Origin of the sequence: Pseudomonas sp. UBA4617, assembly GCF_002386445.1 — a bacterium.
Lineage (GTDB): Bacteria > Pseudomonadota > Gammaproteobacteria > Pseudomonadales > Pseudomonadaceae > Aquipseudomonas.
Genome location: NZ_DGIR01000049.1, coordinates 44,472 through 66,911 on the forward strand (window position 1 = coordinate 44,472; position 22,440 = coordinate 66,911).

A 22,440-nucleotide genomic window follows, 5' to 3' on the forward strand; every position below is an offset into this window, starting at 1 on the left:
CCGCGAAGAAGCCGGACCAGGCTTACAGTTGGTCCAGGCACCCAGCCAGGTCGCCAGCCAGTTTTTCCAGCAAACGCTCATAACCCTTGCCATCCACCGGGTCGCTACCACCCAGGGCATCCAGCTCGGCCAGGCGCACCGGCAGGCCGGCAGTCAGCGTTTCGGCCAGGCGCGGCCGCAACGGCGGCTCGCTGAACACGCAGGTCTTGCCCACTTCCTGCAGGCGTTTGCGCATCGCGGCCACATGCTGCGCGCCGGGCTGCACCTCGGCTGCCACGGTGAACACCCCGGTATGCTTGAGGCCGTACTCGGCTTCGAAATAATCGAACGCTTCGTGGAACACGAAGTACGGCTTGCCGGCGATACCGGCCACCCGCGCCTTGATCCGCCCGTCCAGTGCGTCCAGGCGTTCATCGAAAGCTTTCAGGTTGCTTTGGTAGCGCGCTGCATTACCCGGGTCGACCCGCGTCAGGTCCTCAGCCATTTTCCCGGCGATCACCCGCGCGTTGACCGACGATAGCCACAAGTGCGCGTCCAGGCTGCCTGGGCGATGGTCATGGTCATGGTCGTCGTGGTCTTCCTCTTCATGCGACTGGCTGTCCTCGCCAAAATGACGCAACTTCATGCCGGGCAGCGACTGCACGGCCACCGTGGGCTTGCTGCGATTGCTCAATACCCGAGGCAGGAAGTTCTCCATGTCAGGGCCGACCCAGTACAGCAGGTCAGCGTCCGCTACCCGCCGAACATCGGACGGGCGCAGCGCGTAGTGGTGCGGCGACGCCCCCGGCGGCAGTAGTGCCTCAGGGCTGCCGAGCCCGTCCTGCACGGCGGCGGCAATCTGCTGCAAAGGCTTGATGGTGGTCAGCACGCGCACGTCGGCCTGGGCGGAAAATGCGATGAAAGCGACAAACAGGGCTAGTAATCGGGACACGGTGAGTACTCGATTCGTCGGAAACAGGTAACATAATAACGTCTCCATCCAGAACCGTCGCTGCCCATGTCCATCACGCCGCTGGCCAACCGCCCTCACGATCATTCCCATTGCGTGCACAGCGCATTGGCTGAAGCCGACGCCTTGTGCACCCGCCAGGGCCTGCGCCTGACCGCGCTGCGCCGCCGCGTGCTGGAGCTGGTGTGGCAAAGCCACAAGCCGCTGGGTGCCTACGACATCCTTGCCGTGCTCAGCGAGCAGGACGGCCGCCGCGCCGCACCACCCACGGTGTACCGTGCGCTGGATTTCCTGTTGGAGAACGGCCTGGTGCACCGTATCGCCTCGCTCAACGCCTTCATCGGCTGCAGCCACCCCGAACACGTGCATCAGGGTCAGTTCCTGATCTGCCGGGTTTGCCACGTGGCCATCGAGCTGGAGCAGGACAGTATCAGCCAAGCCATCGTCGACAGCGCCAAAGGCGTAAGTTTCACGGTCGAGAGCCAGACCGTGGAAGTGGTCGGCCTGTGCGGCAACTGCCGGAGCGTGGCATGAGCGATGCACTGATCCGCCTGGAGCAGGTCGGCGTCACCTTCGGCGGCGAGGCGGTGCTCGACAGCATCGACCTGTCGGTCGCTCCCGGCCAGATCGTCACCCTGATCGGCCCGAACGGCGCGGGCAAGACCACCCTGGTGCGTGCCGTACTCGGTTTGCTCAAGCCGCATCACGGCAAGGTATGGCGCAAACCGAAACTGCGCATCGGCTACATGCCGCAGAAGATCCAGGTGGATGCCACGCTGCCGCTGTCGGTGCTGCGCTTCCTGCGCCTGGTTCCCGGAGTAGACCGAGCGGCCGCCATGTCGGCGCTGCAGGAAGTGGGCGCCGAGCAGGTAATCGACAGCCCGATCCAGACCATTTCTGGCGGTGAGATGCAGCGCGTGCTGCTCGCCCGTGCCTTGTTGCGTGAACCCCAGCTACTGGTGCTCGACGAGCCGGTGCAGGGCGTCGACGTGGTCGGCCAGGCCGAGCTGTACAACCTCATTACCCGCCTGCGCGACCGCCACGGCTGTGGCGTGCTGATGGTTTCCCACGACCTGCACCTGGTCATGAGCGCCACCGACCAGGTGGTATGCCTGAACCGCCACGTCTGCTGTTCAGGCCACCCTGAGCAGGTCAGCGGCGACCCGGCATTTGTCGAGCTGTTCGGCCAGGCCGCCGCACCCAGCCTGGCCATCTATCACCACCATCACGACCACAGCCACGACCTGCATGGCTCGGTGGTCAACCCTGGCACCCATGTTCACGGAGCGCACTGCAAGCATGGCTGATTTTCTTCTCTACGCCCTGCTTGCCGGTTTGTCCCTGGCGCTGGTGGCCGGCCCGCTGGGCTCCTTCGTGGTGTGGCGGCGCATGGCCTATTTTGGCGACACCCTGTCTCACGCCGCCCTGCTCGGTGTAGCCCTGGGCTTTGCTCTGGATGTCAGCCCGGCGCTGGCGGTAACCGTGGGCTGCCTGCTGCTGGCGATCCTTCTGGTCACCTTGCAGCAACGCCAACCGCTGGCCTCCGACACCCTGCTCGGCATCCTCGCCCCCAGCACCCTGTCGCTCGGCCTTGTGGTGCTGAGTTTCATGCACGACGTGCGCATCGACCTGATGGCTTATCTGTTCGGCGACCTGCTGGCCATCAGCACCGCCGACCTGGCCTGGATCCTCGGCGGCAGCGTGCTGGTGCTGGCGCTGCTCGCCATGCTGTGGCGGCCGCTGCTGGCCGTCACCGTGCACGAAGAGCTGGCCATGGTCGAAGGCCTGCCTGTAGCAGGCCTGCGCATGGCGCTGATGTTGCTGATCGCGGTAGTGATCGCCGTGGCCATGAAGATCGTCGGCGTATTGCTGATCACCTCGCTGCTGATCATCCCCGCCGCTGCGGCACAGCGCCACGCCCGCTCCCCGGAGCAGATGGCCGTCGGCGCGAGCCTGCTGGGCGTGACCGCGGTATGCGGCGGCCTGGCCATGTCCTGGTTCAAGGACACCCCCGCCGGCCCGTCGATCGTGGTTTGTGCGGCAGTGCTATTCTTGCTGAGCCTGGCCCTGCCTAAACGCTGAAAATCTGGGCGCGTGAAGGCGCGCCCTGCAACCTTTTCGCACGTAAAGGGTCTGTAAGACTTGTTTTCGAGCGTGCGCACCTGGGTGTAGACTTGCTCGCTTTTTGCGCAAATAGAGAGTCGCAGGAATGAAGCCGTTCGCCTCCCGTTATCTGCTTGTTGCCGCGTTTTCCCTGTTCCTGGCTGCCTGTTCCAGCGCACCGGTCGAACAGGCCGCCGTACCTGCCCAAGCCGATGCCTGGCAGCAGTTGCAACAGAACATCGCCAGCAACGAGCTGGCAACCGCCGAAGACCAGCTGGCCGCTCTGCAGGCGCAGTCGCCGGATGACGCGCGCCTGGAGCAATACCAGCGCCAGTTGGCCGAAGCCTACCTGCAGCGCAGCCAGGTCTTCCTGCAAAAGGGCGACGTGAACGCTGCGGCCACCGCCCTGGCCCGCGCCCGCGCGCTGATGCCGCAGGCCCCGGCAGTCACCGGTGGCGATGCCGTTACCCAGGCCCGCAAAGCCGAGCTGGAGAAAGCGGAGGCAGCGTTGAAGGCCGCCGAAGCCAAGCCCAAGGCACGCATCATCGACCCGGCCGCCCCCAGCACTGTGGTGGCCTTGAAGACTACCGACAGCCGCGCCATGCGCCGCCAGCTGGATGATATCGCCGCCGACGTGGTCAGCTACCAGTGTGACGTGGTGTTCCAGGTGCCGCGTACCGAGGATGGGCCTTGGCTGAAAACCTTGCTGGAGAAGCGCGTGCGCAAGATCGACAGCGGGTTCGAGCTGAAGCAGAAGCATGAGATCCAGCGCGCGCTGCCGGCACAAGTGGTGCTGGTTCCACATCAGCGTTGAACAACGGGGCCGCTTCGCGCTCCTTTCGCGACACAAGGCCGCTCCTACAGCGCAATGCGCTTCCCTGTAGGACCGCCCTTGTGTCGCAATGGGCTGCACAGCAGCCCCTCAGGCCGGTACAGCCTCCGCAGCCGCCTCTCGCTCCCACACCCGGTGCCCTTCGACCGCTTTGACGAAGGCATCCACCGCGCCCTGGTCATCCCCCAGCACCAAGCCCTTGTCTTCCTTGAGGCCCAGGCTGCCAGACAGCTCCCTGGTCAGCACCATGGCCTTCAGATGCTTGTAACCCTCGAGCAGGAAATGCTTGGCCAACCCGCTGGCCGCAAGCGCATCGGTCGAGGCCTTGCCACCCGGCACGACTATTCCGTCGAACATGATCGATGGCATGCCTTCCATCGAAGCAGCAACCGGCAGCTGCGTGCCGTCCGCGGCTTTCACCGGCGCTGAAGTCGGCCCCAGCAGCAGCGGCCGGGCACTGTGCGCCTCCAGCGCCTTCACCAACCGGTCGACACTACCGGCGTCCACGCCATCCGCCACCAGTACCGCGATCTTGCGCCCCTTGATACCGACCACCCCAGGGTGATTCAGTTGGCTCAGCGCGGGCGACTGAGCCAACTGGCTGCCCTTCACCTGCACGGTAACCGCCGTCGGTGCGGGGAGGCCGAGGTTTGCCGCCACCGCCGCAGCCAGCTTCAGGTCGATGTTGGCCAGGATTTCGTTCACTTCCCGCGCCCGGATCGCCTCACGCTCGACCTTGCCCAGTTCGAAACTGTAAGCCTTGATGATGTGGTGCTGTTCGGTCGGGCTCATGCTCTGGAAGAACAGCCGCGCCTGGGAAAAATGGTCGCCGAACGATTCGCTGCGCTGGCGGATCTTGTGTGCATCGATGCGCTCCTGGTAACTCTCGAAACCGCCATCCTGCGCAGCTGGCGGGGTTTCTTTCGGCCAGCCGCCATCGATGGAATTTGGCTCGTACGAGGCGCGCCCCTTGTGCACTACATGCTGGTGCAAGGCATCGCGCTGGTTGTTGTGGTTGGGGGCAACCGGGCGGTTGATCGGGATCTGGTGGAAATTCGGCCCGCCCAGGCGGCTAAGCTGGGTGTCGGTGTAGGAGAACAGCCGGCCCTGCAGCAACGGGTCATTGGTGAAGTCGATACCGGGCACGATATGGCCCGGGCAGAACGCCACCTGTTCCACTTCGGCAAAGAAGTTGTCCGGGTTGCGGTTCAGCACCATCTTGCCCAGCGGCGTAACCGGGACCAGTTCTTCCGGGATGATCTTGGTCGGGTCCAGCAAGTCGAAGTCGAACTTGTGTTCGTCGGCTTCCGGCACGATCTGCACGCCCAGTTCCCACTCCGGGTAGTCACCCGTCTCGATGGCTTCCCACAGGTCGCGGCGCTGGAAGTCGGCGTCTTTCCCCGCCAGCTTCTGCGCTTCGTCCCACAGCAGGGAATGCACGCCCTGACGCGGTTTCCAGTGAAACTTGACGAAACTGGCGACGCCCTGGTCGTTGATCAGGCGGAAGGTATGCACGCCGAACCCTTCCATCATCCGCAGGCTGCGTGGAATCGCGCGGTCCGACATTGCCCACATCACCATATGTGCCGACTCCGGTACCAGCGAGACAAAATCCCAGAAGGTGTCGTGGGCCGAAGCACCGGTGGGAATCTCGTTGTGCGGCTCCGGCTTCACGGCGTGTACGAAATCCGGAAACTTGATCGCATCCTGAATGAAGAACACCGGCATGTTGTTGCCCACCAGGTCGAAGTTGCCTTCGTCGGTGTAGAACTTCACCGCGAAACCACGTACGTCACGCACCGTGTCGGCCGACCCACGCGGCCCCTGTACCGTGGAAAAGCGCACGAAAACAGGCGTAATTTTGGCAGGGTCCTGCAAAAAGCCCGCCTTGGTCAGCGCTGAATGGTTGCCATAGCTCTGGAAATAGCCATGTGCGCCAGTGCCCCGGGCATGCACGATGCGCTCCGGAATACGCTCGTGGTCGAAGTGGGTGATCTTCTCGCGCATGATGAAGTCTTCGAGCAACGAGGGGCCACGGTCGCCAGCCTTCAGGGTGTTCTGGTTGTCAGCGATGCGTACACCCTGATTGGTACGCAGCGCCTGGCCCGTGGCGTCACTGCGCACGTCTTCCAGGCTTTGCACCTTGGCATTGGTGTTGGCACGGTCTGGCGTGTCGGTGCCGGCGAGCTGGCTGTGTTTGGGCGAATCCGTCTTCTTGCTGGGCATCGTTGGCTCTCCTCATCCGTCTTCAGGCTGCCCTGCAGGGCATGTTCAAGTAGTGACTGGAGGCCGCTTGGTTGCGTTCAATTGACTTTACCGGTTGTCGCGATATGCCCGAAGGATTGGTGCAATACGAAATAAATGCTAAGAACAGCTATTGGAAAAGGCTAAAATGCGCGACCCCAGCCAACCGCTGACCCCAATTTCAATGCGCCCCACAAGGTTCGCTACGTGATCGAGTTCCAACAGGTACACAAGACCTACCGCGTTGCCGGTAGGGAAATTCCCGCACTGAATCCGACCACCTTGGCCATCGAGAATGGCCAGGTGTTCGGCCTGATCGGCCATTCCGGCGCCGGCAAGAGCACCATGCTGCGCCTGATCAACCGCCTGGAAGAACCTTCCGGCGGCAAGATCATCGTCGACGGCGAAGATGTCACCGCGTTCAACGCCAGCCAGTTGCGCGGCTTCCGCCAGCAGGTCGGGATGATTTTCCAGCACTTCAACCTGCTGGCTTCCAAGACCGTCGCCGATAACGTCGGTCTGCCGCTGACGCTGGCGGGCGAGCTGTCGCGCAGCGAAATCGACAAGCGGGTCACCGAGCTGCTGGCCCGGGTCGGCCTTTCCGACCATGCCAGGAAGTACCCGGCACAATTGTCCGGTGGCCAGAAGCAGCGCGTCGGCATCGCCCGCGCCTTGTCCACCAACCCGAAGATCCTGTTGTGCGACGAGGCCACCAGCGCCCTCGACCCGCAGACCACGGCCTCGGTCCTGCAGTTGCTGGCCGAGATCAACCGCGAGCTGAAGCTGACTATCGTGCTGATCACCCACGAGATGGACGTGATTCGCCGGGTATGCGACCGCGTGGCGGTGATGGATGCCGGTCAGATCGTCGAGCAAGGCCCGGTAGCCGAGGTGTTCCTGCACCCGCAGCATGCCACCACCAAACGTTTCGTCCAGGAAGACGAGCAGGTCGACGAGGGCGAGCAGCGCGACGACTTTGCCCACGTGGCGGGGCGCATCGTGCGCCTGACCTTCCAGGGCGACGCCACCTATGCGCCACTGCTGGGCACCGTTGCCCGCGAGACCGGTGTGGACTACAGCATCCTCGCCGGGCGTATCGACCGCATCAAGGACGTGCCCTATGGCCAGCTGACCCTCGCCCTGATCGGCGGTGACATGGAAGCGGCGTTCACCCGCTTCAAGGCAGCTGACGTACATATGGAGGTATTGCGCTGATGGACGCCCTGAATTTCTTCGCCAACGTCGACTGGGCCGAAATCTGGCTGGCCACTGTCGATACCATGATCATGCTGTTCGGCTCGCTGTTCTTCACTGTGCTGCTGGGCTTGCCGCTGGGCGTGCTGCTGTTCCTCTGCGGGCCCAGGCAGATGTTCGAGCAGAAGGGCGTTTATGCGTTGCTGTCGCTGATCGTGAACATCCTGCGTTCGCTGCCGTTCATCATCCTGCTGATCGTGATGATCCCGATCACCGTGCTGATCACCGGCACTTCGCTCGGCGTCGCGGGTGCCATCCCGCCGCTGGTCGTTGGCGCCACACCGTTCTTCGCACGCCTGGTGGAAACGGCCCTGCGGGAAGTGGACCGCGGCATCATCGAAGCCACCCAGTCGATGGGCGCCACCACCCGCCAGATCATCACCAACGCATTGCTGCCGGAGGCCCGCCCGGGCATCTTCGCGGCCATTACCGTGACTGCCATCACCCTGGTGTCGTACACCGCCATGGCCGGCGTGGTGGGTGCCGGCGGCCTGGGCGACCTGGCCATCCGCTTCGGTTACCAGCGTTTCCAGACCGATGTGATGGTGGTAACCGTGGTGCTGCTGCTGGTACTGGTTCAAGTACTGCAAAGCGTCGGCGACAAACTGGTCGTGCATTTTTCCCGTAAATAACCCCAATGGGGTCGGCCTGGCCGACCCGTTCGGGGGCCGTCGCGGCCCTCACAAGGAGTGAATCAATGAAGAAGCTGCTTGCTGTTGTCGCCGCTGTCGCGGCCTTCTCGGCCAACGCCGAGTCCCTGATGGTCGCCGCCACCCCGGTGCCACACGCCGAAATCCTCAACTTCGTCAAACCTGCGCTGGCAAAAGAGGGCGTGGAGCTGAAGGTCAAGGAATTCACCGATTACATCCAGCCGAACGTGCAAGTGGCGGAAAAGCGCCTGGATGCCAACTTCTTCCAGCACCAGCCGTATCTGGATGAATTCAACAAGGCCAAGGGCACCCAGCTGGTAAGCGTGACTGGCGTGCACATCGAGCCACTGGGCGTGTACTCGGCCAAGATCAAGAAGCTGGACGAGCTGTCCTCCGGCGCCACCGTGGTCATCCCCAACGACGCCACCAACGGTGGCCGCGCCCTGCTGCTGCTGGACAAGGCCGGCGTGATCAAGCTGAAGGACAACAAGAACATCCTGTCCACCGTGAAGGATGTTGCCGAAAACCCGAAAAGCCTGAAATTCCGTGAGCTGGAAGCCGCCACCATCCCGCGCGTGCTGACCCAGGTCGATGCCGCTCTGATCAACACCAACTATGCGCTGGAAGCCAAGCTGAACCCGGAGAAAGACGCGCTGGTCATCGAAGGCAGCGATTCGCCGTACGTGAACATCCTGGTTGCGCGCCCGGACAACAAGGACTCGGAGGCGATGAAGAAGCTGGCCGCTGCGCTGCACTCGCCTGAGGTGAAGCAATTCATCAATGAGAAGTACAAGGGCGCTGTGGTACCGGCGTTCTAAGCCGTCACATCGCGCTGGACTTTTCGCGGGTGAACCCGCTCCCACAGGGATAGCGCAAGGCTCACGGCCTACGCTGTACCTGTGGGAACGGGTTTACCCGCAAAGCTTCTGGGGCTAACTCAATCCCGCTTGACCAGCCCCGGCAACTGCGCCACCAGCTTCTGGTTGTTGAACGGCGCCCGAATGAACCCGCGCTGGCGCCCGTCCGGCCCCACAACCGCCAGGTTGCCGCTGTGATCCACGGTATACCCCGGCTTGCTGGTATCCGCCGGAATGAACGGGATGCTCAAGGCATTGGCCAGCTTCTGGGTATCCTCGATCGACCCCGCCACCCCGACGAAGTCCTTGTCGAAATAACCCAGGTACTGTTTCAGCTGGTTCGGTGTGTCACGGTTCGGGTCAACGCTCACCAGCACCACCTGCAGCCGGTCTAACGCCTCCTTGGGCAGCTCGCTCTTGACCTGGCGCAGCTGTGCCAGGGTGGTCGGGCAGATATCCGGGCAATAGGTGTAGCCAAAGAACAGCAGCGACCATTTGCCTTTCAGGTCATCCATGCGCACCGCCTGGCCGTCCTGGTTGGTCATGGTGACGTCGGCCACGGCGCGGCTCTGCGGCAGCAGGATAATACCGGCATCGATCAGCTCGGTCGGATTGGGTTGGTCGCGGCCATTGAGCACCTTGTTGACGGTCAGGCCCAGAATCAGCGCGACCAGGGCAACGAGGATGAAGACAGTTTTCTGGGTTCGGGTCATAGGTTCAGCAACAGGTAGTGGTCAACGAGCAACGCGATGAACAGCGCGAACAGGTAGCCGATAGAGTACTTGAAGGTGCCGATCGCCGCGTGCGGCCGGCTGCCACGGTACAACACCCAGGCCCATTGCAGGAAGCGTGCACCCAGCAGGACGGCACAGGCCAGGTAGAGCGGGCCACTCATGTGGATGACATAGGGCAGCAGGGTGATCGCCAGCAGCACCAGGGTGTACAGCAGGATATGCAGCTTGGTGTAGCGCTCTCCGTGGGTCACCGGCAGCATCGGGATGTCGGCCTTGGCATATTCCGCTTTGCGGTGAATGGCCAGGGCCCAGAAATGCGGTGGCGTCCAGGCAAATATGATCAGCACCAGCAACAGCGGTTCGGCACTGACGTGCCCGCTGACCGCGACCCAGCCAAGCAGCGGCGGGGCGGCCCCGGCCAGGCCGCCGATAACGATGTTCTGTGGCGTGGCACGCTTGAGAAAGCCGGTATAGATCACCGCATAACCTACCAGCGAAGCCAGCGTCAGCCAGGCCGTGAGGGGATTGGTGAACACCAGCAACAAGGCCATGCCCGCCAGCGCCAGGCCCAAGGCAAACAGCAGCGCCGGCAGCGGCTCGACGCGCCCTTGGGCCACGGGGCGCTTGTGGGTGCGCGCCATCAGGGCATCGATACGCCGGTCCACGACGTGATTGACCACCGCTGCACCGCCTGCGCACAAGCCGATGCCGAGGTTGCCGAACACCAGTACCTGCCACGCCACGCCGGCACGGCTGGCGAGCAACATGCCCACCAGCGAGGTGATCAACATCAGCACCACCACCTTGGGCTTGGTCAGTTCGATGTAGTCGCGCCAGCCGGCACGTTGTCCCTGTGCGTTCAGAAGCGGCGCCACAGTGCATTCCTCGCGTGTGGGGCGACACCCGCGCCGACCATCGGCGTCAGGCGCCAGCCATGGCTGATATGAATAGTGTCAGCCACCCGGATGCGGTAGTTCAGGAAAACCATGGTCAGCAGCAGCAGGGCCCCGCCAGCGTTGTGCGCCACGGCCACTGCCAGCGGCAGGTGGAGCGCCACGTTGGCCAGACCCAGGCTCACCTGCAGCGCCAACGCCAGCAATACCAGGCGCGCCAGGCCCTTGAGCTGGTTGCGGTACAGCTTCCAGCTGAGCAGCAACAGCACAAGCGTCACCGCCAGCGCTCCCAGTCGGTGGCTGATGTGGATAGCGGTGCGCGCGTCGCTGTCGAGCTGGCCGCCCAGGTAATTCGGGCCGACCTGCTGGGTCAGGTGGAAGCCATTGCTGAAGTCGGCTGCCGGCCACCACTCACCGTGACAGGTCGGCAAGTCGATGCAGGCCACGGCGGCGTAATTGGAGCTGACCCAACCGCCAAGGGCGACCTGGCCAATCACTACCAGCAACCCCAGCGCAGCGACTCGGCGAAGGCTCAGCGGCAATTTTGGCAAAGGCGCAAACGCCCGGGACAGACGCAGGGATAGCAGGAACAGCAAGCTCAGCGTGGTGAAGCCGCCCAACAGGTGTGCAGTTACCACTTGCGGCCAGAGTTGCAGGGTAACGGTCCACATGCCGAAAGCGGCCTGGGCCAGCACCACGCCCAGCAGCAGCAAGGGCAGACGATAAGGCCGGCCATCGCGGGTACGACGGCGCACTGCCTGGAAGGCGAGCAGGGCGATTACCAGCGCCAGCGTGCCGGCGAAGTAGCGATGCACCATCTCGGCCCAGCCCTTGGCGGCTTCCACGGGATGATCGGGAAAATGCAGCTCGGCATGGGCCAGCTGCGCTTCGCTCTTGGGCACGCTGATGAAGCCATAGCAACCTGGCCAGTCGGGGCAACCGAGCCCTGCGTGGGTCAGGCGGGTATAGGCACCGAGCAGGACGACCAGCAGTGCCAGCAGGGTTGCAAACACAGCAAGGCGGAATCCGGGTCTGGCCATGACAGGCTCCTAGCCGATGTTGGACAGCTTGAGCAGGTGGCGCAGGTCATCCAGCACATGCTTGCCGTTGACCTTGGCGTCGTAGCGCAGCACCAGGTTGCCGTGCGGGTCGACGATCCACAGCTGCGGGCCGGCCTCGCCGACCTTCTGCAGGTAGCGTTGCGCATCCAGTGGGTAACGCTGCAACTGGGGATACTCGCGGCCAAGCAACGCCTGGTAATCGGCGCTCAGCGGCTGGGCGCTAGCCAGCGCATGGCTGGCACGGCTGGCGTCACGGCCCAGGCCCACCTGGATCTGCCGGGCCAGGTACACCAGGCGCTGGCAATCTTCGGCACAGGCTTCCGGGGCGCTTACCAGCAATTGCCAGCGCTGGTCCTGGCCCGCCACGCCGAGATCGGCACGGCTTTCACCATTGCCAATCATCACGCCGTGGTAGCTGCGACCCTCCGGCACCCAGAACTTGAGCTTGTACATGCTGGTGGCAAGGATCATCGGCCCGAGCACCACCAGAAGGATCAGGATCAGCTGCAAACGCCCACGGGCTCTGGGCTTGCTGCGTTCAGGCACGTCCAGTGGAGTGGCGGTGGCCATGGCGTTTCTCCTTGTTGTGGTGCCAGCCGAAGTAGAGGTAGAGCAGCACCAGCGCAGCCGCGAGGGCGAACCACTGCACGGCGTACCCCAGGTGTTTTTCCGGGCCCATGGCGACAACCGGCCAGTCCAGGCGGTAGGCTGCCGGGCCGGGTTCCAGGCGCAGTTCTTGGGCGAAGCCTTCGCGGTCGAGCTGCTGCCACAACTGGGCGGCATCGACAGCGGTCAGCAAGAGCGGCCACTGGCCGCCTGCCGGGTCGGGGTGCAACTGGAACGTGCTGCCGGGCGTGACATACACCGCAGCATCCAGCGCCAGCGCTTGGGCCGGAGTATCGAAGTGCACCGGCACACGGCGATCCGGCCATGGCAACCAGCCGCGATTGACCAGCAGCCACAGGCCGCTGGCATGGTCATGGAAAGGTTGCAGCAACTCGACACCGGCCCGGCCATCACGCAGGCGGTTGTCGAGCAAAAGGCTGTGCTCGCCATCGAAACGGCCATACAGGCGCACGCGGCGGAAGGCGTTGTCCTGGTTCGCGGTCAACTGGGCCATGGCCAGGGGGGCCTCGGCCCGGCGCTCGGCATAGGTAGCCAGCAGCAAACGCTTTTCCGTGGCGCGGCCGAGCTGCCAGCAACCCAGCGCGATCAGCCCCGGCAGTAGCGCAAGCACTACCAGGGTTGGCACCCAGCCCGGGCGAAACGGCCTCATCGGTGCCTCGCCAGGGCGCTCGCTATACTTGTCCACATCACCGCATCCCCCCTGGAGTACCGCCATGCTCAAGGCCGCGATTGTCCTGATGCTTTTGGCCACGATTGCCAGCCTGTTCAGTGGGCTGGTGTTTCTGGTCAAGGACGACGAGAACTCGACCCGCCTGCTGAAGGCGCTGACCGTGCGGGTGACCCTGGCAGCCCTGACCATCGGCCTGGTCGCCTGGGGCTTCATCAGTGGCCAGCTGGTTTCTCACGCCCCTTTCTGATCCTACGAGACGCCTTGTAGGAGCGGCCTTGCGTCGTGAAGGGCCGTGTAGCGGCCCCAATCCGGCGACGCCGATACCTCTGATAGCCCGCATTGGCGGCCCTTCGCGGTGCAAGGCCGCTCCTACAGGGACCGCGCCGTCTGTCAAAGCACGTACACAAAGATGAACAGCCCCACCCACACCACATCGACGAAGTGCCAGTACCAACTGGCGGCTTCGAAACCAAAGTGTTTGTCCGGGTTGAAGTGCCCGCGCAGGATGCGCAGGAACATCACGATCAGAATGATCGTGCCAAGTGTCACGTGGGCCCCGTGGAAGCCGGTCAGCATGAAGAACGTCGCGCCGTAGATCCCCGAACCCAGCGTCAGCCCCAGCTGGGTGTAGGCCTCGTGGTACTCGTAGGCCTGCAGCGCAATGAAGCTGGCCCCCAGGATGATGGTCAGCGCCATCCACAATTTCAGCGCGCCGCGGTTGTCACGGCGCAGCGCATGGTGGGCAATGGTGATGGTCACGCTGGAGCTCACCAGCAGGATGGTATTGATCAGCGGCAGGTGCCACGGGTCGATCACTTCCTTGGGCGGTGGGAACAGTTTCGGGTCCGGCGTGTGCAGTAGCGGCCAGGTGAACTCGAAAGTCGGCCACAGCATGTGCGTCACCCCTTTGGCCCCTTCACCCCCCAACCACGGGCCGGCCAGTACGCGCACATAGAACAGCGCACCGAAGAACGCCAGGAAAAACATCACCTCGGAAAAGATGAACCAACTCATGCCCCAGCGGAACGAACGGTCCAGCTGCGGGCTGTACAGCCCCGCGCGGCTCTCCCGCACCACCGAGCCGAACCAGCCAAACAACATGTAGGCCAGGAACAATGCGCCAACGAAGAAGATCAGCGGCCCGTGCGACTCGGGGTGGCCGGCCTTCATGTCGTTGAACCAGGTGCCCAGGCCGAACACCGTGATGAACATGCCAATGGTGGCGATGATCGGCCATTTGCTCTGTGCCGGGACGTAGTAGTGCTCGTGACTTGCCATTGCTGTTCTCCTTCCCTTAACGGGCGCCCTGGACGTCCTGCGCCGCGATATGCGCGACCGGCGGGTGGCGAGCGGTGATGTCGAACAAGGTGTAGGCCAGGGTCAGATGCTTCACGCTGGCCGGCAGGTCGCGGTCGACGATGAAGCGCACCGGCATCTCGATGCGTTCGCCGGGTTGCAGCACCTGCTGGGTAAAGCAGAAGCACTCGGTCTTGTGGAAGTATGCTGCGGCCTCGGCCGGGGTGATGCTGGGGATGGCCTGGGCACTCATTGGTCGGTCGGTCGGGTTATGGGCGATGAAGATCATCTGGTTCACCGCGCCGGGGTTGACTTCCAGCTGATCCGCCGTGGAGTAGAAGTCCCAGACCATGTCGCCGGCATTGGTCGACATGAACTGCACCCGCACCGAACGCGTCGGGTCGGCAAGCTGGCTGCCTTCATACTGCCCGCCAGTCTTGCCATTGATGCCGAAGGCCTTGCACATCACGTCGTAGATCGGCACCAGTGCAAAGCCGAAGGCGAACATCACCACCGTCAGCATCAGCAGGCGCAGCACCAGGCGTCTGAGCGAAAGGCCATTCATGGCAGCGTTCCTATTTCACTTCCGGTGGCGTCTGGAAGGTGTGGTAGGGCGCAGGCGAGGGGACCGACCACTCCAGGCCCTCCGCGCCATCCCAGGGTTTGGCCGGCGCCGGCGCGCCGCCACGGATACACTTGATGACGATGAACAGGAAGAAAATCTGCGTGGCGCCGAACATGAAGGCGCCTATCGACGACACCATGTTGAAGTCGGCGAACTGCAGGTTGTAGTCGGGAATTCGCCGCGGCATGCCGGCCAGCCCTACGAAGTGCATGGGGAAGAACGCCAGGTTCATGCCGATGAACGACAGCCAGAAGTGCAGCTTGCCGAGGGTTTCGTCGTACATGTGGCCGGTCCATTTCGGCAGCCAGTAATAGGCCGAGGCGAAGATTCCAAAGATGGCCCCGGGCACCAGCACGTAGTGGAAGTGCGCCACCACGAAGTAGGTGTCGTGGTACTGGAAGTCGGCCGGCGCGATGGCCAGCATCAACCCGCTGAAGCCGCCGATGGTGAACAGGATGACGAAGGCGATGGCAAACAGCATCGGCGTCTCGAAGGTGAGCGAGCCCTCCCACATGGTGCTGACCCAGTTGAACACTTTCACCCCGGTGGGCACGGCAATCAGCATGGTTGCGTACATGAAGAACAGTTCGCCGACCACCGGGATGCCAACCACGAACATGTGGTGGGCCCAGACGATGAATGACAGGAAGGCGATCGCACCGGTGGCGTACACCATGGAGGTGTAGCCGAACAGCGGCTTGCGCGAGAACGCCGGGATGATCGAACTGACCGCGCCGAAGGCCGGCAGGATCATGATGTAGACCTCTGGGTGGCCGAAGAACCAGAACACGTGCTGGAACAGCACCGGGTCACCGCCGCCGGCGGCACTGAAAAAGCTGGTGCCGAAGTGGATGTCCATCAGCATCATGGTCACCACACCGGCCAGCACCGGCATCACTGCAATCAGCAGGAACGCGGTGATCAGCCAGGTCCAGACGAACAGCGGCATTTTCATCAAAGTCATGCCCGGCGCACGCAGGTTGAGGATGGTGGCGATCACGTTGATCGCGCCCATGATCGAGCTGATACCCATCAGATGGATGGCGAATATGAAGAAGGTGACGCTGGCCGGGGCATAGGTGGTGGACAGCGGGGCGTAGAAGGTCCAGCCGAAATTCGGCCCGCCTCCCGGGCTGAACAAAGTCGACACCAGCAACAGGAAGGCTGCCGGCAACAACCAGAAACTGAAGTTGTTCATTCGTGGCAGGGCCATGTCGGGCGCACCGATCATCAGCGGGATCATCCAGTTGGCCAGGCCGACGAAGGCCGGCATCACGGCGCCGAACACCATGATCAGGCCGTGCATGGTGGTCATCTGGTTGAAGAATGCCGGTTCCACGATCTGCAACCCGGGCTGGAACAGCTCGGCGCGGATTACCATGGCGAACGAGCCGCCGAGCAGGAACATGATGAAGCTGAACCACAGGTACATCGTGCCAATGTCCTTGTGGTTGGTGGTCATCACCCAGCGCATCAGGCCCTTGGCCGGCCCGTGTGCATGCTCATGGCCGTGGGCGTGGTCGTCGATCACTGCACTCATGTCCTGTCTCCTGCAATCCATTGATTGCCGCGAGTAACCCGGTTCATTGCGCTTCTGCCTGCTTCAGTGCCAACACGTCCTTCGGCGTGACCATGTCGCCTTTGTTGTTGCCCCAGGCGTTGCGCTCGTAGGTGACGACGGCGGCGATGTCGACTTCCGAAAGCTGCTTGCCGAACGCGGCCATGGCAGTGCCGGGCTTGCCATGGAAGACGATGCCCAGGTGGGCTTCCTTCGGCCCGGTAGCGATCTTCGAGCCCTTGAGCGCAGGGAACATCGGCGGCAAGCCCTGGCCTTCGGCCTGGTGACAGGCCACGCAGGTGGTGTGGTAGACCTTGTCGCCACGCTCCACCAGCTCTTGCAGGGTCCATTCCTTGCTGGTCAGCTCCTTGAGCTTGGCGGCTTCGGCCTTGCGCTCGCCGAGCCAGGCGTCGTAATCGGCCTTGGACTTGACCTCGACCACCACCGGCATGAAGCCATGGTCCTTGCCGCACAGCTCGGTGCACTGACCACGGTAGATGCCGGGCTGGTCGATACGGGTCCAGGCTTCGTTGACGAAACCGGGGATGGCATCACGCTTGACCGCGAACGCCGGTACCCACCAGGAGTGGATGACGTCGGCGGCGGTCACCAGAAAGCGCACCTTGGCGCCGACCGGCAACACCAGCGGCTGGTCGACTTCGAGCAGGTAGTGTTCGTCCTTGGGTGCCTGGTTATTGATCTGATCGGCAGGCGTGGCCAGGTTGCTGAAGAACTCCACGTCCTGGCCAAGGTATTTGTAGTGCCATTTCCACTGGTAGCCGGTGACCTGAATGTCGATGTCCGACTCGCTGGCATCGTAGATGTCGATCAGGGTCTTGGTGGCCGGGATCGCCATCGCCACCAGAATCAGGAACGGGACTACGGTCCAGAGGATCTCCACCCAGGTATGCTCGTGGAAATGCGCAGCCTGCTGGCCGGTGGAGCGGCGGTGGATGACCATGGACCAGAACATCGCGCCGAACACAACGACGCCGATGATCACGCAGATCCAGAAGATGGTCATGTGCAGGTCGAAGACGGCGTTGGAGACTTCCGTCGCCCCCGGGTGCATGTTCACGGTCCAGGCTGCGTTGGCCTGACCAAAAACCGACCACAACAGGAGGCCCATCCAGACATGTGGATGTCGCATCATTGCGGGTTCCCCTTCTCGTTCTTGTAGTCCCGGAGGCGTGGCCTGCGGCAAGAGGGAACGGCGGTCAAGACTGCCTGGCTTCGACGACCGAGCCCCTGCTAAAAGCAGTCGGGCCTCATCAACGAATCACGTTCACCGGGAGTATAGACAGCGACCAATGGCACGCAACGACACCGGTGAAATGAACTTCATGAAATGGCCGAACCCGTCGGAAAACCGCGCGCTTGACAACGCGTGGCGCGATAATGGCATTTCGATATGCCTGAGCATGCGCAGCTTTGCGCCACTTATAACAAATGCGTCTTAGGTATTCTGTATACCGAGCTAATTTAGTGTCTTCCGTTTGAAACGTAATGTCCCTGGAGTTGTCATGAACATCGCTGCTGTACGCGAGCAGGTAAGCCAAGCCCACCAACACGAAGGCCAGACCGGCCAACTGAAAAAGCGTCTCGAGTTGCAACTGCCCCATCTGCACCCCTCGATTCAACTGCCTGAGCAGGACGCCCAGGGTACTTTGGCGCGCTTCGTCAGCGCCTATATCGACCAGGTTCCGGAGTTGCTGGAGGCTGCCCACGAAGTGGCGCGGGAAGCCGGCATCGAGTCGCAAATCAAACCTGTACTGAAGATTGCCGAAGCCTATTTCCTCCAGCCACCGAGCGTGATGCAGGGCCATGTGGGCCTGGATTGCCTGCTGGACGAGGCTTATCTGGCGCACCGCCTGGTGGAAGAGGTCAACGACCTGTATATCCGCCACTTCCAGCAGCCGCTGATCCCGGTCGACACTACCGTTGCCAACCTGATCGCCCACCAGTTGATCGGCGAGGAATTTGCCAACCAGCTGGACGAGGTGGTGCATCACTCTGTCGACGAAATGCTCGATGAAGAAAGCTTTGCCGTGGAATCGGTGGAGGCCTACCGTGAAAAGCTCAGTAGCCCGGAAACCGGCGCAGCCTGGAAGCGCTGGCCATGCCTGTCACGGCAACTGGGTGTGGAGCTGGACCAGCCGGCATGACCCCCTGATACAAGCTGTTCCGGCCTCTTCGCGGGGCTTACCCGCGAAGAGCTCCGATCAGGCAATGCACATCTTCAGCTTCAGGCCCCAACCCCCGCCGTTGTCCGCAAGCGCCCCTCGATCCGCCGCTTCAACCGGCGCTGCTCGATCAGCAGGCGCGACCCATTGGCGGCGTTGCTGCGCCCCCAGTCCTCCAGCAACTCAAGGCACGAGTGGTCGATATAGCTCAGGTTGCCCAACGGCACATGCAGGGTGGTCCCCGACGGCACGGCATCCAGCACCTGAGTCAGCGCCGGCACCTTGAGAAAGGTGGCCGCACCACTAAGCCGCAACTCCATGTGTCCGGCTTCCTCCAGGTTCACCAGGTTGATCTTCAAACGCGCCGCCTTGAACGCCAGCTTCAGCAAGGTCAGGGCAAAGCCCAGCAACACGCCGGTCAGCAAGTCGGTGAAGATAATCGCCAGCGCCGTCGCCGCGTAGGTGAACATCGGCATGCGGCCATAGCGGCCCAGTCCACGGAATGCCTTGAAATCCACCAGTTTGACACCGGTAAAGACCAGCACCCCGGCCAGGCTCGCCACCGGGATCTGCTGCAGCACGCTGCTCAGCGCCACGACGAATGCCAGCAGCCACAGCCCATGGAAGATCGCCGAAGCCCGGGTCTGTGCGCCGGCCTGGACATTGGCCGAACTGCGCACGATCACCCCGGTCATCGGCAATGCCCCCAACACCCCGCAGAGCATGTTGCCTATGCCCTGGGCCGACAGTTCACGGTCGAAGTCCGAACGCTGGCCACTGTGCATGCGGTCGACCGCCGCCGCTGACAACAAGGTTTCCGCGCTGGCGATGAACGCCAGCGCGAACGCGGCGAGCAGCAGGGTAGGGTCGGCCAGCTGCATCAGGTCGGCCGGGCGAATCCAGTCGATCGCCTCGGACAGGTCAGCCGGTACCTGCACCCGGTTCACCGGCAAGGCCAACCACATGCTGATGACCGTCATCGTCGCCACGCCGAGCAATGCGCCCGGGACGAAGCGCAGCCGCTGTGGCCGCAGACGCTCCCAGAGCCACATGATGGCGATAGTGCCAAGGCCCAGCGCACCGGCCTGCCAGCCCGAACCCGCGCTTTCCCGGGGTAGCGCCGCCGCCACGGTCGTCGGGAATTCCAGCAGGTTCTGCATGCCGGACGGCTGCGGCGCAGTGTCGAACATTACGTGAACCTGCGACAACACGATCAGCACGCCGATCCCTGCCAGCATGCCGTACACCACCGCCGGCGCGGTCACGCGAAACCAGCAGCCCAGGCGCAGACGCCCGGCCAGCAATTGCAGCAGGCCAGCCAGCAGCAGGATCGGCCCGAGCATGGCCATGCCATGCTGGCGCACCAGCTCGAACACCAGCACGGCCAGGCCGGCGGCCGGGCCACTCACCTGTAGTGGTGAACCGGCCAGGAAACCCACGACGATGCCGCCGATGATGCCGGTAATCAAGCCCTTGGCCGGCGGCATGCCCGAGGCGATGGCAATACCCATGCACAGTGGCAAGGCCACCAGGAAGACCACTACCGACGCCAGCAACTCACGCGGCAGGGCCGCTTTCAACTGTGTAATGTTCACCGTTGTTTCTCCATTCTCTGTCACATAGCCATTCCCCTGGCTATGGGCACGTTTGCCCCTGACAAGCGCGCAGGCGCAGGCCGCCAGCAGGCATGCCGGCAGGGCAGTCAGGGAATTAAAGGCAGCCGAAAGCCGCGCCACACCCTCGTAGGGTGCAGCCGGCGATCAAGGTTTCAGCAGGCGGATGGGTCGCTTAGTAGCGGCCTCTCGGAGTAGCGCAGGGGACCGGCTCGCCAGCGGCCAGCGGCAGGAAGCTATCGCTGGCGGCGTCGTAGGCTTCGATCTTGCTGGTCTCGATGTCGTAGACCCAGCCATGGATGAACAGCTCACCGGCCGCCAGGCGCGAAGCCACCGACGGATGGGTGCGAAGGTGATGCAGCTGGGCGATGACGTTTTCCTTGGTCAGCACCTGCATCGTTTCGTGTTCGCTACCGCACGAGCAATTGTTCTCGACCACGGTGCGGGCCACCTCGGCGTGGCGCAACCAGGCGGAAACGGTCGGCATCTTGGTCAGCGACTGCGGGTTGAGCACCGCACGCATGGCACCGCAGTCGGAGTGGCCACAGACGATGATGTGGTGCACTTTCAACGCCAGCACGGCGTACTCGATGGCACTGGAAACACCGCCGTTCATCTGGCCGTAGGGCGGTACCACGTTACCGACGTTACGGGTCACGAACAGGTCGCCCGGCGAGCTCTGGGTGATCAGCTCGGGAACGATGCGCGAGTCGGCACAGGTGATGAACATGGCGCGCGGGGTTTGCGCGGTGGCGAGCTTCTTGAACAGCTCTTGCTGCTCGGGGAAAACGTCATGGTGAAAACGCAGGAAGCCGTCGACGATGTGCTTAAGGGCGGCATCGGCGCTCTCCGCTGGGACCTGCGGAACGACCTTGGATGGGTCCTTGACGGGCATGATTCATCCTCTTGACGGTGTGTAGGTAAATCCATTTTACCGGTGAAAGATTCTGGCTATGCAGGGTTTTAGATGACGCGCACGGGCCATAAATCACAGTCGGTGGAGACTGATTTCCTACGCTAGCGGGGAAAACTTAACTGAAACTTAATTCGGAGGCTCTAGAACGCGTGTTCCAGATGAGAGAGGCGGGATCTGGATAATAGCAAAAAACCATCAGCTGCCAAGAGCCATTACTGCAATTATTTGCTTGGATTAGTCGCATTGAAGGCTGGCAATTCGCCCTTTTGGCTACCTAGAACAAGGCCATCTGCCCACCGGGCGGGCAAAATGCCGAACAATCCAGCGCTTGCGCTTCCCGCCCTTCGAACGCCAGCCGCTTCATGGCCTTGGCAAAGCGTTGTGCCAGCAACTCGGCAAATACGCCTTCACCACGCATTCGTGTGCCGAAGCGGCTGTCGTACAATTCGCCGCCACGGCTCTGGCGAATCAGACTGAGCACATGGGACGCCCGCTGCGGGTAATGGTCCTGCAGCCACTGTTCGAACAGCGGCGCCACTTCCAGCGGCAGCCGCAGCATCATGTAGGCGGCACTCTGTGCACCTGCATCCCGGGCCGCTTCTAGCAGGCGCTCCAGTTCACTGTCGTTGATCATCGGAATCATCGGCGAACACAGCACGCCCACCGGCACCCCGGCTTCGCGCAATACGCGGATGGCGCGCAACCTGGCCTTGGGCGAGGCCGCACGGGGCTCGAGTACTCGCTTGAGGTCGTCGTCCAGGGTGGTGAGGCTGATCATCACCCGCGCCAGCCCCTGCCTGGCCATTTCAGCCAGCAGGTCGAGGTCGCGCAGGACAAGCGCCCCCTTGGTGACGATGGTCACCGGGTGGCGAAAGCGCAGCAGCACTTCGAGCAGGCGCCGGGTCAACATCTGTTCCCGCTCGATCGGCTGGTACGGGTCGGTATTGGAGCCCAGATTGATCGGCGAGCACACATAACCCCGCTTGCTCAGTTGTTGCGCAAGTACCTCGGCAGCGTTGGTCTTGGCGATCAGTCTGGTCTCGAAATCCAGGCCGGGCGAAAGGTCCCAGTAGGCATGCGAAGGGCGAGCGTAGCAGTAGATGCAGCCGTGCTCGCACCCTCGATAAGGATTGATGGACCGATCGAACGGCAAGTCGGGGGAGGTATTACGGCTGATCACCGATTTGGCCACCTCGACCCGCACCTCGGTGCCCTGGGTTTGCGGCACCTCCTGGTACCAGCCGTCATCCTCCGCCACCGAGTGGCTGGGGGCAAAGCGGTTGTGTGGATTGTGTGCCGTACCGCGGCCCTTTTGCGGTGCTGGGTGAATCATGGCTGCGCCCCGGAATACTGTATTCTTATACAGTACAATGCG

General features: G+C 62.9%; 23 protein-coding genes. 9 read left to right on the forward strand and 14 right to left on the reverse strand.

Annotation, left to right across the window (positions count from 1 at the left end; all coding sequences use genetic code 11):
• Positions 1-22: 22 nt before the first annotated feature.
• The gene (locus tag B4L76_RS21250; protein ID WP_296235099.1) at positions 23-979 is read right to left on the reverse strand and encodes a zinc ABC transporter substrate-binding protein; all 957 of its coding nucleotides are present in this window, start codon (positions 977-979) and stop codon (positions 23-25) included.
• Between the two features lie 18 nt (positions 980-997).
• On the opposite strand from B4L76_RS21250, the gene zur reads away from it, so the two are divergent.
• The 4 genes from zur to B4L76_RS21270 all read left to right on the forward strand — a co-directional run bounded on the left by zur (position 998) and on the right by B4L76_RS21270 (position 3,866).
• Positions 998-1,483 carry a zinc uptake transcriptional repressor Zur gene (zur, locus tag B4L76_RS21255; protein WP_296235100.1) on the forward strand — a complete coding sequence of 162 codons (486 nt, stop codon included), beginning with the start codon at positions 998-1,000 and terminating at the stop codon, positions 1,481-1,483.
• Entirely contained in the window at positions 1,480-2,256 is a 777-nt protein-coding gene (gene znuC, locus B4L76_RS21260) for a zinc ABC transporter ATP-binding protein ZnuC (protein ID WP_296235101.1), read from the forward strand. Before zur ends, znuC begins: the two co-directional genes overlap by 4 nt.
• Complete coding sequence (znuB, locus tag B4L76_RS21265) at positions 2,249-3,031, forward strand: zinc ABC transporter permease subunit ZnuB (protein ID WP_296235102.1); 783 nt, start codon at positions 2,249-2,251, stop codon at positions 3,029-3,031. The genes znuC and znuB overlap by 8 nt, the downstream gene beginning before the upstream one ends.
• A 127-nt stretch (positions 3,032-3,158) precedes the next feature.
• On the forward strand, positions 3,159-3,866 hold the full coding sequence (locus tag B4L76_RS21270) for a PA5502 family lipoprotein (RefSeq protein WP_296235103.1): 708 nt from the start codon (positions 3,159-3,161) through the stop codon (positions 3,864-3,866).
• A 108-nt stretch (positions 3,867-3,974) separates the two neighbouring features.
• Here B4L76_RS21270 and katE read toward each other — a convergent pair whose 3' ends face one another.
• Positions 3,975-6,110, reverse strand: coding sequence for a catalase HPII (gene katE, locus B4L76_RS21275; RefSeq protein WP_296235104.1), 2,136 nt, complete (start codon positions 6,108-6,110; stop codon positions 3,975-3,977).
• A 225-nt stretch (positions 6,111-6,335) separates the two neighbouring features.
• Here katE and B4L76_RS21280 point away from each other — a divergent pair, with 225 nt between their 5' ends.
• From B4L76_RS21280 to B4L76_RS21290, 3 genes are all read left to right on the forward strand, one after another.
• On the forward strand, positions 6,336-7,343 hold the full coding sequence (locus B4L76_RS21280; RefSeq protein ID WP_296235105.1) for a methionine ABC transporter ATP-binding protein: 1,008 nt from the start codon (positions 6,336-6,338) through the stop codon (positions 7,341-7,343).
• Positions 7,343-8,014 (forward strand): methionine ABC transporter permease, encoded by a 672-nt coding sequence (locus B4L76_RS21285; RefSeq protein ID WP_296235106.1) that lies wholly within the window; start codon positions 7,343-7,345, stop codon positions 8,012-8,014. Before B4L76_RS21280 ends, B4L76_RS21285 begins: the two co-directional genes overlap by 1 nt.
• Before the next feature lie 65 nt (positions 8,015-8,079).
• Positions 8,080-8,850: a MetQ/NlpA family ABC transporter substrate-binding protein gene (locus tag B4L76_RS21290; RefSeq protein WP_296235107.1), complete on the forward strand. Its 771-nt coding sequence runs from the start codon at positions 8,080-8,082 to the stop codon at positions 8,848-8,850.
• A 119-nt stretch (positions 8,851-8,969) separates the two neighbouring features.
• Here B4L76_RS21290 and B4L76_RS21295 read toward each other — a convergent pair whose 3' ends face one another.
• The 5 genes from B4L76_RS21295 to B4L76_RS21315 are packed head-to-tail and all read right to left on the reverse strand — an operon-like array spanning position 8,970 to position 12,853.
• Positions 8,970-9,602 carry an SCO family protein gene (locus B4L76_RS21295; RefSeq protein ID WP_296235108.1) on the reverse strand — a complete coding sequence of 211 codons (633 nt, stop codon included), beginning with the start codon at positions 9,600-9,602 and terminating at the stop codon, positions 8,970-8,972.
• Positions 9,599-10,498, reverse strand: a complete 900-nt coding sequence (gene cyoE / locus B4L76_RS21300; protein WP_296235109.1) for a heme o synthase — start codon at positions 10,496-10,498, stop codon at positions 9,599-9,601. The genes B4L76_RS21295 and cyoE overlap by 4 nt, the downstream gene beginning before the upstream one ends.
• Positions 10,483-11,556 (reverse strand): COX15/CtaA family protein, encoded by a 1,074-nt coding sequence (locus tag B4L76_RS21305; protein WP_296235110.1) that lies wholly within the window; start codon positions 11,554-11,556, stop codon positions 10,483-10,485. The genes cyoE and B4L76_RS21305 overlap by 16 nt, the downstream gene beginning before the upstream one ends.
• Positions 11,557-11,565: 9 nt before the next feature.
• On the reverse strand, positions 11,566-12,147 hold the full coding sequence (locus B4L76_RS21310) for a hypothetical protein (RefSeq protein ID WP_296235111.1): 582 nt from the start codon (positions 12,145-12,147) through the stop codon (positions 11,566-11,568).
• Complete coding sequence (locus B4L76_RS21315; RefSeq protein WP_296235143.1) at positions 12,116-12,853, reverse strand: SURF1 family protein; 738 nt, start codon at positions 12,851-12,853, stop codon at positions 12,116-12,118. Before B4L76_RS21315 ends, B4L76_RS21310 begins: the two co-directional genes overlap by 32 nt.
• A gap of 64 nt (positions 12,854-12,917) precedes the next feature.
• Between B4L76_RS21315 and B4L76_RS21320 the strand changes: the two genes are divergently transcribed.
• Positions 12,918-13,121 (forward strand): twin transmembrane helix small protein, encoded by a 204-nt coding sequence (locus B4L76_RS21320; protein WP_003258925.1) that lies wholly within the window; start codon positions 12,918-12,920, stop codon positions 13,119-13,121.
• A 143-nt stretch (positions 13,122-13,264) separates the two neighbouring features.
• Here the strand turns inward: B4L76_RS21320 and B4L76_RS21325 are convergent, their stop codons facing one another.
• Genes B4L76_RS21325 through coxB form a run of 4 tightly spaced genes read right to left on the reverse strand, consistent with a single transcriptional unit; the run spans position 13,265 to position 17,506 of the window.
• Positions 13,265-14,152, reverse strand: coding sequence for a cytochrome c oxidase subunit 3 (locus tag B4L76_RS21325; RefSeq protein WP_296235112.1), 888 nt, complete (start codon positions 14,150-14,152; stop codon positions 13,265-13,267).
• 16 nt (positions 14,153-14,168) lie between these two features.
• Positions 14,169-14,735, reverse strand: a complete 567-nt coding sequence (locus B4L76_RS21330) for a cytochrome c oxidase assembly protein (RefSeq protein WP_225779878.1) — start codon at positions 14,733-14,735, stop codon at positions 14,169-14,171.
• A gap of 10 nt (positions 14,736-14,745) precedes the next feature.
• Positions 14,746-16,335 carry a cytochrome c oxidase subunit I gene (gene ctaD, locus B4L76_RS21335; RefSeq protein ID WP_296235113.1) on the reverse strand — a complete coding sequence of 530 codons (1,590 nt, stop codon included), beginning with the start codon at positions 16,333-16,335 and terminating at the stop codon, positions 14,746-14,748.
• A gap of 43 nt (positions 16,336-16,378) precedes the next feature.
• Positions 16,379-17,506: a cytochrome c oxidase subunit II gene (coxB, locus tag B4L76_RS21340; RefSeq protein WP_296235114.1), complete on the reverse strand. Its 1,128-nt coding sequence runs from the start codon at positions 17,504-17,506 to the stop codon at positions 16,379-16,381.
• A 370-nt stretch (positions 17,507-17,876) separates the two neighbouring features.
• Here coxB and B4L76_RS21345 point away from each other — a divergent pair, with 370 nt between their 5' ends.
• Complete coding sequence (locus B4L76_RS21345; protein WP_296235115.1) at positions 17,877-18,518, forward strand: hypothetical protein; 642 nt, start codon at positions 17,877-17,879, stop codon at positions 18,516-18,518.
• Between the two features lie 80 nt (positions 18,519-18,598).
• On the opposite strand, the gene B4L76_RS21350 is transcribed toward B4L76_RS21345, so the two are convergent.
• From B4L76_RS21350 to B4L76_RS21360, 3 genes are all read right to left on the reverse strand, one after another.
• Positions 18,599-20,131: a SulP family inorganic anion transporter gene (locus B4L76_RS21350; RefSeq protein WP_296235116.1), complete on the reverse strand. Its 1,533-nt coding sequence runs from the start codon at positions 20,129-20,131 to the stop codon at positions 18,599-18,601.
• Between the two features lie 193 nt (positions 20,132-20,324).
• A complete protein-coding gene (locus B4L76_RS21355) occupies positions 20,325-21,044 on the reverse strand; it encodes a carbonic anhydrase (RefSeq protein ID WP_085621386.1) in 720 nt (239 codons plus the stop codon).
• Positions 21,045-21,339: 295 nt separating this feature from the next.
• The gene (locus B4L76_RS21360; protein WP_296235117.1) at positions 21,340-22,398 is read right to left on the reverse strand and encodes a PA0069 family radical SAM protein; all 1,059 of its coding nucleotides are present in this window, start codon (positions 22,396-22,398) and stop codon (positions 21,340-21,342) included.
• Between the last annotated feature and the right edge of the window lie 42 nt (positions 22,399-22,440).